Below are 15,145 nucleotides of genomic sequence, written 5' to 3' on the forward strand. Positions count from 1 at the left end.
TATCAAGATTTTTAAGATAAATTAATACCTAAGGCTAAATATAGCACTACCTTCAACCATTAAAGCTATAACCAACCAAACTATCAGAACAATAGGGCCTATAATAGACCAAATAAGTGTCTTCTGTTCGTGCTTAAGGTGCATGAATTCTGCAACAATATAAAAAGCTTTAACAACTGTTAAACCAAGGAAAATAGCTACTAGCAATATCCCTCTTGGCATTGTAAAAGCAAAAATAAATTCTATAATGGTAACAAAGCCTAAGATGCCTGCTACTCTCCAGATCTTTTTTGTTTTCTCCTTATCCTCAGGAATTACATGTGTATGATGAGTTTCTTCGTGTGATGACATAATTCAATATTTTTAAATCAAGTAAAAAAGCGTAAATACAAATACCCAAACTAAATCAACAAAGTGCCAATATAATCCGGATTTCTCTACCATCTCGTAGTGTCCTCTTTTATCGTAAGTACCTACTACAACATTAAAGAATATGATGAAGTTAATAACCACTCCACTGAATACGTGAAACCCATGGAAACCAGTTATAAAAAAGAATAAAGAAGCAAACAATGGTGGTCCATACTGGTTCACTTTAAGATTAGCCCCAAATATGGTTTCTCCTCCTACTTGTAAACCTTCGGCAGTACCATGGATAAAGTGACTCCACTCCCAAGCCTGACAACCAAGAAATGCTAACCCCCCAATGATGGTCCACAGCATCCACTTAATTACATTTTTTCTATCCATTCTATGCCCCGCCTCAACAGCCAGCACCATAGTAACACTACTTAATATTAGGATGAATGTCATAATCCCCACAAAAACCAATGGAGCTTCAACACCATGTAAAAAAGGAACAGCTTCAAAAACTTTTTCCGGAATAGGCCAGTATTCAGTGCTAAACTGAAAATCTTCCACTGAACCGGCATATGCAGGATGTGCATACCTTATCAATCCATAAGTTATTAATAAAGCTGAGAAGCTAAAAGCATCTGATAAGAGGAAAAACCACATCATCAGCTTTCCATAACTTGCGTTCATCGGAGCAGTTCCGCCTCCCCAACGGTTTTTACCCGTTTCAATTGTTGCAGTAGTTGCCATAAAGTTTACTGTTCTATTAGATTAATGATTTAACAACAAAAATATGTATAAATATACCCAAAGTCCATCTAAAAAGTGCCAATATGTTGTACACATTTCCATTTTCACCATATTTTTAGAGTGAACATTGAATTTGAAAGCCGAAAATAACATAATAAATATAAATATTACTCCGGTGATAAGGTGAAAAGCGTGTAATCCTGAAATTACATATAAAAATGAACCTGCAGGATTTCCTACAAAGTAAACCTCAATGTTTACAAGCTCACCCCATGCGAAAAACTGACCTACTAAAAAAGCTATAGCAAGCAAAGCCGTAAATACCATAGCTACTTTTAAGGTTTTGAAATTATCCTTCTTAGCAGCAATATAAGCAATGTGCATTGTTATACTACTGGAAACTAATATAATAGTATTAATTAAAAAAATGGTTGGTAAATCATAGATTAGCCAATCACCTTCAGCCTGTCTTACAATGTATGCACTTGTCAAAGCAGCAAACATCATTACTATGCTTACAATAAAAAGCCACAATGCAAACTTAAGTGGATGCATTGACAAAGTTTTCAAGCTGGGCTTAATATCTCTTTGTTGTATATTAATTGATTTATCCATTATCAAATTTTATCTAATAAATACGCCACTTGCACTATAGGCAAATAGAGAAATGAGCCAAACATAATCTTTAAGGCTGCCTCTTTAGTACATTCCTTCATTAGATAGAAAGTCTGACTAAGAAACAGCACGCCACAAATAGTAGCAACCAAAGCTGATGTTACTCCTGTTATACCAAATAAAGTGGGCAATAAGCCTAAAGGAATAAGAAATAAAGTGTATATCATTATCTGGATAGCAGTATTTAAATCTTTTTGTCCTCCTGATGGTAATAACTTAAAACCTGCTTTCTTATAATCTTCATCTGCTACCCAGGCAATTGCCCAAAAATGGGGGAACTGCCATATAAATTGAATTCCAAAAATAATCCATGCCTCTACACTAAAGCCGTTTGTTGCAGCAACCCATCCCAACAAAGGAGGTAAAGCACCCGGAATAGCCCCCACAAAAACAGCTACAGGCCCCACCCTTTTAAGAGGGGTGTAAACAAAGCTGTATAACATGAGAGATAATAAAGATAAAGATGTAGTTAAAAAATTAGTAAATATAAGAAGTATAACAAGTCCTGTCACACCAGTAACAATAGAAAAAATAATTGCTTGATTTCTACTGATTACTCCCGTAGGTAGTGGTCTATTCTTAGTTCTATCCATCTTCTTATCATACTCCACCTCAATGATCTGATTAATAGTTATAGCAGATCCGGATACAAGAAATGCACCTAATACCAGAAAACTCAGAATCATCCAATCTAATGAGCCACCGGAAAAACCCAACACATAGCCAAAAGCTGAGGAAAAGGCTACTAAAAAGCTTAATCTTGGTTTTAATAGCGCATAAAAGCCTCTTAAATAAGTACCTAATAATTCATAAATACCCAAACTTTGTGATTCAGGATATTGCATATGCAGAAGAATTTATTTTTTCCTTTAAAAATGATATCTGTAAATAAAGATAAAACTGCCATCCGAAAATCATACTTCCTAAAACCAAGTGAATTGGTTGAGCCCAGAATGGTACACTGAAGTAAGCCATTATAACTCCTGAAAGGATTTCCAATAATACTAAAGACAACAAAATCTTTGTATGAAAAACTATCTTAAATTGTTTTGAGTTCGTTTTAAGTAAACTATAAAAGAGGTAAAAATGAAACAAAGCAATTATTATTGAAAACGACCTGTGAATATAAAAATTAAGTCCCAATCCATCAATCCAACTGTCTCTTTGCATTTCTCCTAATCGTTCTGAAACAACATCTAAAGCTTCTCTTACCTGAGTTCCGAAAACTATCTGAATAAGCATCAGAAGCATCCCTATTATTAACAGCACCTTTAGCTTTCCAGCGTTCATGACTTTATTCTCATATTTATGGGAATGGCTATGGTAATAAAGAGCCGTTAACACAGCTAAAATAACAAGAGCCAAAACCATGTGCAAAGTGATCAACCATGACAAAAGATTCGTGGAGACCACAATAGAACCAATCCATCCCTGTAATAAAACTAAAATGAGGCTAGCAACTGAAAGCCAAAAAAGCTTTCTTTTAGTTCTGAAATATTTCAATGAACCCAAAAAACAAAGTATGATAAGTAAGCCTAATGTAGCTCCTAACAACCTGTTGACATACTCTGTCCAGGTTTTATACTTATTGAATTCAGCCTCTTCTCTAATAGATTCATCTGCAAGGATAGTCTCTCCTATCTCAGCATATCCAAAGAAGTCGAGATATTTTGCAAACCGAATATTCTTTTGGTGCCTGTAATCCGCATAGAAATCTCTATAGCCTTCCGGTAACTGACTAACGTCTGTAGGTGGCACCCATGTACCAAAGCACTTAGGCCAATCAGGACATCCCATTCCTGAACCCGTACTTCTTACAATTCCTCCAGCTAAAATCAAAAGATAAACAGCCACTAAAGTAACTGTAGTAAGTTTACTGTAGTAGCTGTTTATTCCAGATTTGTTAAAATTGTTTCTTTGCATGCGCTGTATTAGCCAGCTTTTCTTGTTTTGCTAATTCCTGCTCATGATCAAGGTTAGACTCAGGAGTGCTCGAAAGAGGTACAGTCTGCGGAATATAATCATCAGCAGCACCAGGTTTACTGTAATCATATGGCCATCTGTACACTTTAGGAAGCTCACCAGGCCAGTTTCCATGTCCAGGCTCAATTGGTGTAGTCCACTCTAAGGTATTTGATCTCCATGGATTTTGAGGAGCTCGCTTACCTCTATACATGCTGTAGAAGAAGTTGAACAAGAATATGAGTTGCGCAGCAACGGTTACAAAGGCTGCAATACTTACAAACATATTTAGATCTGTATAAGAGCTAAATGCATCGAAATTAGTCCATGAATAATATCTTCTCGGGAAACCGGCAATACCAATATAATGCATTGGGAAGAAGATTAAATAAACTCCTATGAAGGTCATCCAGAAGTGGATATATCCTAACTTCTCATCCATCATTCTGCCGAACATCTTAGGGAACCAGTGGTATACACCAGCCAATAACCCAAAGATTGATAAACTACCCATTACCAGATGAAAGTGAGCTACCACGAAATAAGTATCGTGCAACTGAATATCAATTACTGAGTTACCTAAGAAAATACCCGTTAAACCTCCTGATATAAAGAAGGACACCAATCCTATTGAGAACAGGGTAGCTGGTGTAAAAATAATGTTACCTTTCCATAGAGTAGTTAAATAGTTAAATACTTTAACGGCAGATGGTACGGCAATAATTAATGTTAGGAACATGAACACTGATCCTAAAAATGGGTTCAGGCCTGATACGAACATGTGGTGTGCCCAAACAACGAACGAGAGCACAGTAATTCCAAGCATTGAACCAATCATTGCTCTATAGCCGAAAATTGGTTTTCTGGAGTTAGTAGCAATTACCTCAGAGGTAATACCCAATGCCGGAAGCAATACAATGTACACTTCAGGGTGACCTAAAAACCAAAAAAGGTGTTGATACAAAATAGGGCTACCTCCCATATTAGGTAAAGCCTCACCACCAATATAAATATCCGAAAGATAGAAAGATGTTCCGAAGCTACGATCTAATACTAAAAGTAAAGCTGCAGCAAATAAAACAGGGAATGATAACAATCCAATTACAGCGGTTAAAAAGAAAGACCAAATTGTTAAAGGAAGTCTGGTAAAAGACATTCCTTCAGTTCTTAAATTGATTACTGTTGTTATATAGTTGATACCTCCCAACAACATAGAAACAATAAAGAAAACCATCGCAACCAACCACATTGTCATCCCTAAACCGGAACCTGCAATTGCCTGAGGCAAAGCACTTAATGGTGGGTATACAACCCATCCACCGGCAGCCGGGCCAGTCTCAATGAAAATTGAAGACATCATTATGACACTGGAAAGGAAGAAAAACCAATATGACAGCATGTTCATAAAACCTGATGCCATATCTCTTGCACCAATCTGGAGTGGGATTAAGTAATTACTAAAAGTACCACTCAAACCAGCAGTTAGTACGAAGAATACCATGATAGTACCATGCATAGTAACTAAAGCAAGGTAGAATTCAGGGTCAATCTTGCCAGCCTCTGTTAACCAGCCTCCTAATAGAGGACGTAGCCACTCTAAATTAGCTTCAGGAAAACCTAATTGGATACGGAAGAGTACAGACATTAACACTCCAACTACTCCCCACACGATACCGGTAACCAAAAATTGTTTACCGATCATCTTGTGATCCATTGTAAAAATATATTTCGAGATAAAGCTTTGCTCGTGGTCGTGATGTTCATCGTGATGAACCTCGTGACTTATATTCACTTCAGTCGCTGTTGACATAACTTTATTATTTAATTTTGTTTTTCTAACTCTTTGTTACCTAATCCTGTTTTCAACATCGCTAATTCTTTTAGGTCAGCAGGTACTTTAGATAAATACTCCGGATTTCTCTGTAAGAATGATTCTTGTTCAGCATACCATTTCTGATATTCATCAGGCTCTAATACAACTAAGTTCTTGGCCATAGAAAAATGTCCTCTACCACAAATCTCTGTACAGGCAATTTCATAATTGAATTCAGGGTCATTCAATTCAGCACGCATTTCTTCAGTTGTTTTTGTAGCTGTAAAAGTGAATGAAGTTGGCATACCAGGTACTGCGTCCATTTTTAATCTGAAATGTGGAGCAAATACACTATGAAGCACATCTCTCGCTCTAATATTAAATGTTACAGGCTCACCTTTAGGGATTACCATTTCTCTGTAGGTAAAATCATCATAAGAAGCTTTGTCCGCAAAATCGATCCCAAAGGAGTTAGTTGCATCAATGATTCTGTAATCTGTATTACCTAATTTACCATCATTACCAGGATATCTTATCTCCCAGGCAAACTGGTAGCCCATAATCTCTATATTATTAGTATTCTCCGGAGCTGGAGCTGTTACATCTGTCCAAACTCTCCAGCCTGTAAATACCAGAATAGCCAATACAATGGCCGGAACAAAAGTCCAGATAACTTCTAATTTATTGTTTTCCGGATAAAATAGAGCTTTAGATTCCTTTTTGTATTGATACTTCCATGAGAAGTAAAATAAAAGTATTTGTGTCAACACAAATACAATTCCCGTTACAGCCATAGTAGTCCAGAACATGAACTCATACTGACTTCCATGCTCTGAGGCAACAGGTAAATTATAATTTTTAAATTCCTTAAATGAATACCAAAAGAATAAGAAACCCATTCCTACTAAAAAAAGCATAAACAAGGCCCCATTAATTTTATTGGAACCTGATACAATCTTATTGGAATTTCCTTTGGCAACACTGATAAGCGATGATATCCTGAAAATCAGGAATAATATCGCTAATAAAAGCACTACACCTAAAATGATAGCTAAATTAAACATATACTATTGATTAACTTTTTAATTAAAATACATGATGATGTTTTGCCTCTTCAATCATTGGATGGTTTTTAGCAACCAATGGTATTTTAGATAGGCTTCTTAGAGCCACGAATAAAAAGGCTGCACCAAAAATCAATGCCATTCCTATTTCCAAGAATCCAAAACCTCCATCCTCTTTCATTACTCCAGGGGTAATCATAAGGTAAAAATCAAACCAGTGACCTATTAAAACGATAATAGTTACGATCTTCAGGAATACGGTATGCCTTTTAGAATCCCTTGGCATGAAAACCAGAAAAGGGAAGAAAAAGTTTAATATTAAATTAACAAAAAACACCTTACTATAATGATCACTTGAAAGCCTTTCTATAAAATAAATGGTTTCTTCAGGCATGTTAGAATAATAGATCAACATGAACTGTGAAAACCAGATATAAGTCCAGAAAATAGAGAAGGCAAAAACAAATTTACCTAAATCATGAAGCACCCCGGTAGTAACAATTTTCAGGTATCCGTTTTCTTTTAAAATAACTGTTACTAATGTAATTGCAGCCAAAGCAGTAACCCACCAGCTGGCAAAAACATACCAACCAAACATTGTGGAGAACCAGTGTGTATCAATAGATAAAATCCAATCCCAAGCTGCGGTAGAAGATGTTACAGCAAAGAAAACAATGAATATTGCTGATAAAGCTCTCAATCTAAAGAAATAATCCTGACCACCTTTCAAATCTTCCTCCAAAGATTTCTTTCTTATAAAACGGAACATCAAGTACCATACAGCAAAATAAACGATCATTCTACCAATAAAGAAAGGAGTATTCAAATATCCACGTTTACCCGCAATAATTTCGTCATAAGCGTCTGTACCTTCTACATATAAATAATCATGCGTCCAGTGAAAGATATCATGACCACCTAATAAAAATATTAACAATGTTAAAGCACCTCCGATAGGAAGCCAACTACTAAAAGACATTGGTATTCTAATAAGAGAAGCTGACCAACCTGCCTGTGAAACGTATTGAATAGCAACAAAGAATACACCAAGTAAAGCCAGACCTACAAAGTACATGTTGTTAATCCAAAGGTTAGCGTAAATTCTCTTTAACCAGGAAGCATGCTCTTCACCATGTTCAGCTCCGGCATGTTCTCCTTCGCCATGCTCCGGCTCTCCAAAATGCTTTTGGTCTATATCTTCCGTAGCATGTGCATCTTCAAGGTCATCTGCCACTACCGGCAAATTATCCATCGTATCTTCAGTTTGATGGCCAGATTGCTCTGAATGTCCTGAATCACTAGCGGTAAAAAATATGCCTAATCCTAATAATACTACACCTACAATTGCAATAATAGAAATAGTCTTTTTTGCTTTTGATGTAAATTGAAATTGTTCTTCAGCCATGATATATTATCTTATAAACTGTTGCTACTTTATTGTTTTTGTAAGGTTTGCACAAATCGAACGATTTTCCATCTGTCTTCAGGTTGTACCTGAGAACCATGTGCACCCATTCTACCTTTTCCATGAGTTATTACATGGAAAATATGTCCTCCTGATACCTGTGATACTCTCCCTGCACTGTAAGAAGGAACACCTTTAAAGACTACTCCTACTTTAGCGGTTTCATCAGCAGATCCACCACCATTTGCTCCATGACAATGCTGACAATATTTGGAATACAAAACTTTTCCTTCTGCAATTACCTCGTCTGAAGCAGGAAATGGATTTTCAAGTATTCTTGAAGCCAAATCTAAACTATCCTTTGGCAGCCTGTAGGGTAACATGCCACTTCCTGAACGAGGAACTGTATTTGCAGCAGGCTCTCTCATGTTCATTTCAAAAGGATTATTAGGATTAGAGCTGTAGTACTCACCATATATATCATCATCTGAAGAAACCCATTCACCAGCATCTTTATTTGTAATCTGGATTAATGGTTCATATGAAACTGCATGGTACATATTGGGAGCATATTCTGTTCCTGTGTCATCCTTTCCGGCATCACAAGAGACCAACATAATGGCCAATACAGGAATTGAAAATATTTTATAGTTATTGAATTTTAACATTTTGCTTGATTCAATTAAAAGTTTTTTTCATTCACTTCAGAAGCACCGGATTCCATTAGCAAGGTGCTTAGTTCTTGAGTATTTTTACTGTTTTTAGCTAAATCAATAGCCATTACATGCTTATCATCAGTACTTCTGATATCGTAAGTTTTTGGCTTACCATAAGGCTTTAAATTGCTAATGATAAAGAAAGTAGCCACCATACCTAAAGCAGCCAGAAGTACAGTTACTTCGAATGCAACTGGTATAAATGAAGGAATTGCAATATGATCCTTTCCTCCTATAATCATCGGCCAGTCAATACCCATCATATAGATCATCATAAGAAAAGCTAAAGAGGTACCTATAAGTCCGAAAATAAAAGCTGCAATTGAAATTCTTGACCTTTTATATCCTAACTCTTCATCCAATCCATGAACAGGATAAGGAGTATAACACTCATCTATTTTAACATCGTTGCCACGAATCTTTTTAACAGCACTTAATAAAATGCTTTCGTCATCAAAAATTCCTACGATAAATTTTTTACCGCTTTCCATCATTATTTCTTATTTACAATTTCACCAGAACTAGTTTTCAATACAGACTTCACTTCGGCCATGTTAATTACAGGGAAAAACTTAGCAAAAGAGAAGAATAAGGTAAAGAATAAACCAAAACTAAAAAGATAGATACCCATATCGTAGATAGTTGGGCTAAACATTGCCCAGCTTGACGGTAGGTAATCCCTGTGCAAAGAAGTCACAATAATTACGAATCGCTCAAACCACATACCTATGTTTACCACTATAGACAAAGCAAAAGTTGCATATAGATTGGTTCTGATCTTTTTAAACCAGAATAGCTGAGGGGATATAACGTTACAAGTCATCATAGACCAGTAAGCCCACCAATAAGGACCAGTTGCTCTGTTAAGGAATGCATACTGCTCATACTGAACACCTGAATACCACGCCATGAATAACTCGGTAATGTAGGCCACACCCACAATAGAACCGGTGATCATGATAATGATGTTCATTAACTCAATATGATTGATAGTAATATAATCTTCAAGCTTATAAACTTTTCTGGTAACCAACATCAAGGTTAGCACCATCGCAAAACCTGAGAAGATAGCACCAGCCACAAAATAAGGAGGGAAGATAGTTGTATGCCATCCTGGAATTACTGATGTGGCAAAGTCAAAGGATACAATGGTGTGAACTGAAAGTACCAATGGCGTAGCTAAACCTGCTAATACTAAAGATACTGTTTCATAACGCTGCCATGTTTTTGCAGCACCATCCCAGCCGAAACTTAATGCGCCATAAATAGCTTTTGATATTTTATTAGTTGCTCTGTCTCTGATAGTAGCAAAATCAGGAATTAAACCAATATACCAGAAAACCAGTGAAACAGTAAAATAGGTACTGATAGCAAAGAAATCCCAAAGTAACGGAGAGTGGAAGTTAACCCATAGTGAACCCCATGTATTTGGAATTGGAACGAACCAGTAAAAACTTAACCAAGGCCTTCCTGTATGAATTAACGGGAATAACAAAGCACATATTACTGCAAATATTGTCATCGCCTCGGCAGCTCTGTTAATGGACGTTCTCCACTTCTGACGGAATAACAACAATACTGCGGAAATCAAAGTACCTGCGTGACCGATACCTACCCACCAAACGAAGTTGGTAATATCCCAGGCCCATCCTACAGTTTTATTTAATCCCCACATGCCGATACCATCCCAAAGGGTAATGGCTAAAGCATAACCTCCAACAAATAAAGCCCCAAGGGAGATGGCCATAGCCCCCATCCATTTTGGGTTAGGCTTTGCTTCCACATGCCTACAAATATCATGAGATACATCATGATAAGTCTTATTTCCTGTTACTAGTACCTCTCTTACAGGTGAAGTGACATCCATATTGCTATCGTTAATTAATTAAGCTTCGTTATTTACTTTATCTTTATTTCTGATCTTGGTCATGTACCAAACATTTGGTGCAACTCTAAGCTCTTCCAATACATGGTAAGCTCTTTCGTTATTCACCTCTTTGATTGGCTCATCATCATGATTCTTCAATTTCAGATATTGAGAAATTGAGGAATCAGGATTATTTAAGTCTCCGAAAATAATGGCATCAGAAGGACAAGCACTTGCACATGCAGTAGTAGCATCCTTATCTTCCATTTTTCTCTTTTCCTTTTTAGCTTGTAGTTTACCAGCCTGAATTCTCTGAACACACATTGAGCATTTCTCCATTACACCACGAGAACGTACTGTAACATCAGGGTTCAATACCATTTTACCCAAGGTATTATTCATTGAAGTATTCTTGTCAAACTTGCTATTGTCATGGTATTTAAACCAGTTGAAACGTCTTACTTTATAAGGGCAGTTATTTGCACAATACCTTGTACCAACACATCTGTTGTAAGTCATTTGGTTTAAACCTTCTGAACTATGCGTAGTAGCTGCAACAGGACAAACTGTCTCGCAAGGAGCATTATTACAATGCTGACACATCATTGGCTGGAATACCACTTCAGGATTCTCTGCAGCTTTTTCCAAACCTTCATGATCACTTACATCAGCATTAGAGCTATAGTATCTGTCAATACGCATCCACTGCATATCTCTTCTCATAGCTACTTCAGCCTTCCCTACTACCGGAATATTGTTTTCTGACTGGCAGGCTACTGTACATGCTGCACAACCTGTACATGAATTAAGGTCTATTGCAAGCCCCCAGTGATGGTTATTGTATTTATGACCATTCCAAAGTGTTAATTTAGAAGGTGATACTTTACCTTTACTTGTTGCAATCTGAGGCTGAAAGTCTCTATGCCAACCTTTCTTCTTATAATCAGAAAGTAATGCTTCCTGAATTACAGTCTCACGCCCCATAAAGGTTTGGTGAGTTTGTGTTTGAGCTAATTGATACTCAGCTCCTTTTCCATCTATTGAAACACCTTTTGTTAAAGAATAAGATTTAACTCCATTCACAGTAGCAACAAAAGGATAAGCATCAACACCTATATCATTTCCTACTTTACCTGCTTTTTTTCTACCGTAACCTAAAGCTATACCAATAGTGCCTTCGGCCTGTCCTGGTTGAACTAATGCAGGAATTTCAATAGTCTGTCCGTTAATGGTAACAGTAATTACTGAAGTCTTACCTTCAAACATTTTAATTCCCAATTCATTCGCCATTTTTTGCGAAATGGAAGCATAGTTCTCCCATGTTGCTTTAGAAATAGGATCCGGTAATTCCTGCAACCATGGATTATTAGAATGGAAACCTGTTCCTATTGAAACTTTAGTATAAAGTGACAATTCCATTCCATTATTGGTGGCAGTATAATTTTTATTGATTCTGGAAGCACTACTTGCTAAATCAGCTGTATTCATGCTTATTTCAGAGGCTTCACCAGAAACTGATAAAACGCCATTATATAAAGTTCTGTCCCAGAAAATATCAAATGTAGGTTCCTGAGAAGCAAAGTAACTGCTTTCCCAGTTGCTTCTTAGAAAATCATAATATGCTACCTGACTTCCGCTCCATTTAAGGAAACTATCCTGGGCCTGTCTGGTTTTAAACAAAGGAGAGATTGTAGGTTGTACTAAGCTAAGCTCACCTTGTTTAGGCTCTGCATCGTTCCATGACTCAAGGAAATGGTGATCAGGAGCCACATATTTCACTAAGCTTGTAGTCTCATCATTTCTATCGGATGTGGAAACGGTAAGAGCAATTTTAGTTAGTGCTTTTTCTAATTCAACACCCATACCGGAATCATAAACCGGATTAGAATTGTAGAAGATAACAGCATCAATATTTCCAGCATTTGCTTCTTTTATGAAGTTGCTGAACTGCTCATCGTTGCCTTTCTTAAAATAAGCTACTTTGTTTAGGTTAATGGTAGTACCATAATTTCCTAGCATGTTATTGATTCCATTAACCAGAATCTGAACATCCGCATCATTAGAACCAGAAACTACCAAGGATTTTCCTCTTGTAGCTACTAAATCCTTAGCTGCTTTAGCCATATGGTTAAATTCAAACTTAGTGGTGCTAATACCTGAATTACCGGTTAATTTGGCAACTTCATTATAAAGAGCAGCTACAGCTAAACCTTCCTGAGAAGGTTTTATTGGAGTTCTATAGTCAGCGTTTGCACCTGATAGAGATAAGTTTGTTTCAAATTGATAATGCCGAGACATTGTTTTGTCTTCGCTGGAAACCTTTCTTGTTCTACTATATTGTTTGGTAAATTCTATTGGCGATAGCCATGTTCCGAGAAAATCTGCACCAAAGCTTACTATTACGTTCGCGCGGCTGAAGTCATAGGAAGGAATGCCACTAACTCCAAATGAAGATTCATTTGCTTTAATAATCCCGTAAGCAGATACAGCATCGTACATCACGTGCTCCGTATTACCAAATTTTTCAGCAAATTGATTAATTACTTTTAAAGTAGAGGGGCTGTTTTCAGTATTAGAAATAATTCTTATCTGCCCGCCACTAGCACTAATATTATTAAGTTGGTTGATGATATCTTTATCAATATCTTCCCAGTTTGCTGCTTTACCACCTTTCAAAGGACCGACTAATCTTTCCTGATCATAAAGAGATAAAACCGAAGCTTCAACCTGAGCGCTTACACCACCCTGAGTAATAGGAGATTGCTTATTACCTTCTATTTTGATAGGTCTACCCTCTCGTGTTTTTACCACAATACTGGCATAATCCCCACCAGTTGAATAAGTAGAAGCATAATAATTAGCTATGCCCGGATCAACATCTACAGGTTTATTAAGGTAAGGAATGGCTTTTCTTACTGGTGCTTCACAAGCTGCTAAAGAAGCTGCTGCGATACCAAAGCCCATCATTTTTAAGAAATCCCTTCTTGAAGTGCCACCATTATCATTTTCCTTGTTGGAATTTACTGGTAGATACTCCGGAAATTCTTTGTCTGCATTTTTAACAAATGAAGGATCATTTGTTAATTGCTCTGTTCCTTTCCAATATGTTTTTTGATGATTACTCATATCTATGATTAATGAAATCGATTTTAACTTTCTAAATTAATAATGACACTTAGCACACTCCAGACCACCTATATCCACAACTTTTAATTCACCACCGTCATGCGCTTTTACTAAGTCATTATAGTAGTCGTTTCCTTTGGAATTCACATTGGTTTCTCTGTGGCAGTTAATACACCAACCCATCGTTAAAGTACTCCACTGCTTCACAACTGCCATCTCCTCGATAGGACCATGACAGGTTTGACACTCAATACCTCCTACATTAACGTGTTGCGAGTGGTTAAAATAAGCTAAATCAGGAAGGTTATGTATTCTTACCCATTCAATAGGCTGCACATTATCTCCATATTCAGCAGTTTCAGGGTTATAATCAATCGCTTTATAAATTTTTGCGATTTCTTTAGATTCTGTTTTAATGGCTGTATGACAATTCATACAAATATTAGCTGATGGAATGTTAGCACTTTTACTGATCATTACCCCTGTATGGCAATATTGACACTCAATTTCGTACTGACCTGCATGAAGCTCATGTGAAAATGCAATAGGTTGTGTAGGTTGGTAGCCTTGTTGTACGCCTACTGTATAAAGACCATCAATTACAGTTTTAACTACTACGATGGTGAAAATAGTTATTACGAAAAATAAAAATCCGTTGCTTTTTACAAGCTTGCCTACATCTAGTTTTTGATTAACATACTCTTTATCCTCAGCTTCAATTCCTTCTTTTTGGTTGATGAATTTCTTAAGAACTGTAATGATTAGGATCAAAACAACCAAAATAAGAACAAGAACTATAACAAAACCTACAATTATAAGTGTTAAATACTCTGAAGGAATTCCTATTCCACCCGCTGCTCCGGCAGCCGATTGTGTTCCATCTGCTGCAGTTGCAGCTGGTTCAGATGAAGGAGGATTGGCAGATTCTTGCTTTACATACGCCAAAATGCTTACTATTTCATCCTCAGAAAAATAATCGAAGCTTGGCATTACTGTTTTGCTGTATTCATTATATAGATTTACAGCATATTCATCACCGCTTTGAATAACCTTTTGAGAATTCGAGATGAAATTGATTAACCACGGCAACTCTCTTCTTTGGTGCACGTTAATCAGTGCTGGTCCTACAACTTTCTCATGAACTGCGTGGCAAACAGTACAATTATTATTGAATAACGTTTTACCATTTGCTATAACTGCTTCGTCAGTTGGAATTTCTGCATCTTGAGCAAATGCCGCAGTAGTGTTGCTCAAGGATAAAATACCCACTAAAAATAAAGCAATAAAAGATAAGCGAGTGATATACTTTTTTAAAGACATATTTATTTGTTCATTTAGCATTTAAGAATACTAATTATTAAGACAGCGCAAATCTACCACCCGTAGATTTTATTTCAAATACATTTTAAATAC

Annotated in this window: 13 protein-coding genes; all 13 read right to left on the minus strand. The window is 36.6% G+C overall.

The window, feature by feature from the left end; translation table 11 throughout:
* Positions 1 to 21: 21 nt before the first annotated feature.
* The 13 genes from IEV85_RS02780 to IEV85_RS02840 are packed head-to-tail and all read right to left on the minus strand — an operon-like array spanning position 22 to position 15,052.
* Positions 22 to 351, minus strand: coding sequence for a cytochrome C oxidase subunit IV family protein (locus IEV85_RS02780; RefSeq protein WP_188460280.1), 330 nt, complete (start codon positions 349 to 351; stop codon positions 22 to 24).
* A 12-nt stretch (positions 352 to 363) separates the two neighbouring features.
* A complete protein-coding gene (locus IEV85_RS02785) occupies positions 364 to 1,104 on the minus strand; it encodes a cytochrome c oxidase subunit 3 (protein WP_188460281.1) in 741 nt (246 codons plus the stop codon).
* Between the two features lie 21 nt (positions 1,105 to 1,125).
* Positions 1,126 to 1,719: a cytochrome c oxidase subunit 3 gene (locus IEV85_RS02790; protein WP_188460282.1), complete on the minus strand. Its 594-nt coding sequence runs from the start codon at positions 1,717 to 1,719 to the stop codon at positions 1,126 to 1,128.
* A gap of 2 nt (positions 1,720 to 1,721) precedes the next feature.
* Positions 1,722 to 2,624: a heme o synthase gene (cyoE, locus tag IEV85_RS02795; RefSeq protein ID WP_188460283.1), complete on the minus strand. Its 903-nt coding sequence runs from the start codon at positions 2,622 to 2,624 to the stop codon at positions 1,722 to 1,724.
* Positions 2,611 to 3,702, minus strand: coding sequence for a COX15/CtaA family protein (locus IEV85_RS02800; protein ID WP_188460284.1), 1,092 nt, complete (start codon positions 3,700 to 3,702; stop codon positions 2,611 to 2,613). The genes cyoE and IEV85_RS02800 overlap by 14 nt, the downstream gene beginning before the upstream one ends.
* Positions 3,683 to 5,551: a cytochrome c oxidase subunit I gene (locus IEV85_RS02805; protein ID WP_188460285.1), complete on the minus strand. Its 1,869-nt coding sequence runs from the start codon at positions 5,549 to 5,551 to the stop codon at positions 3,683 to 3,685. Before IEV85_RS02805 ends, IEV85_RS02800 begins: the two co-directional genes overlap by 20 nt.
* 11 nt (positions 5,552 to 5,562) lie before the next feature.
* On the minus strand, positions 5,563 to 6,618 hold the full coding sequence (locus IEV85_RS02810; protein WP_188460286.1) for a cytochrome c oxidase subunit II: 1,056 nt from the start codon (positions 6,616 to 6,618) through the stop codon (positions 5,563 to 5,565).
* A 22-nt stretch (positions 6,619 to 6,640) separates the two neighbouring features.
* Entirely contained in the window at positions 6,641 to 8,023 is a 1,383-nt protein-coding gene (locus tag IEV85_RS02815; RefSeq protein ID WP_188460287.1) for a quinol:cytochrome C oxidoreductase, read from the minus strand.
* A 29-nt stretch (positions 8,024 to 8,052) separates the two neighbouring features.
* A complete protein-coding gene (locus tag IEV85_RS02820; protein WP_188460288.1) occupies positions 8,053 to 8,691 on the minus strand; it encodes a c-type cytochrome in 639 nt (212 codons plus the stop codon).
* A 14-nt stretch (positions 8,692 to 8,705) separates the two neighbouring features.
* Positions 8,706 to 9,230: a quinol:electron acceptor oxidoreductase subunit ActD gene (locus IEV85_RS02825; protein WP_188460702.1), complete on the minus strand. Its 525-nt coding sequence runs from the start codon at positions 9,228 to 9,230 to the stop codon at positions 8,706 to 8,708.
* A 2-nt stretch (positions 9,231 to 9,232) separates the two neighbouring features.
* The gene (gene nrfD, locus IEV85_RS02830; RefSeq protein WP_188460289.1) at positions 9,233 to 10,606 is read right to left on the minus strand and encodes an NrfD/PsrC family molybdoenzyme membrane anchor subunit; all 1,374 of its coding nucleotides are present in this window, start codon (positions 10,604 to 10,606) and stop codon (positions 9,233 to 9,235) included.
* Positions 10,607 to 10,624: 18 nt separating this feature from the next.
* The gene (locus tag IEV85_RS02835) at positions 10,625 to 13,732 is read right to left on the minus strand and encodes a TAT-variant-translocated molybdopterin oxidoreductase (protein WP_188460290.1); all 3,108 of its coding nucleotides are present in this window, start codon (positions 13,730 to 13,732) and stop codon (positions 10,625 to 10,627) included.
* Positions 13,733 to 13,768: 36 nt separating this feature from the next.
* On the minus strand, positions 13,769 to 15,052 hold the full coding sequence (locus IEV85_RS02840; RefSeq protein WP_188460291.1) for a cytochrome c3 family protein: 1,284 nt from the start codon (positions 15,050 to 15,052) through the stop codon (positions 13,769 to 13,771).
* Positions 15,053 to 15,145 lie beyond the last annotated feature (93 nt).

It is taken from the genome of Marivirga lumbricoides, from assembly GCF_014636295.1.
Lineage (GTDB): Bacteria > Bacteroidota > Bacteroidia > Cytophagales > Cyclobacteriaceae > Marivirga > Marivirga lumbricoides.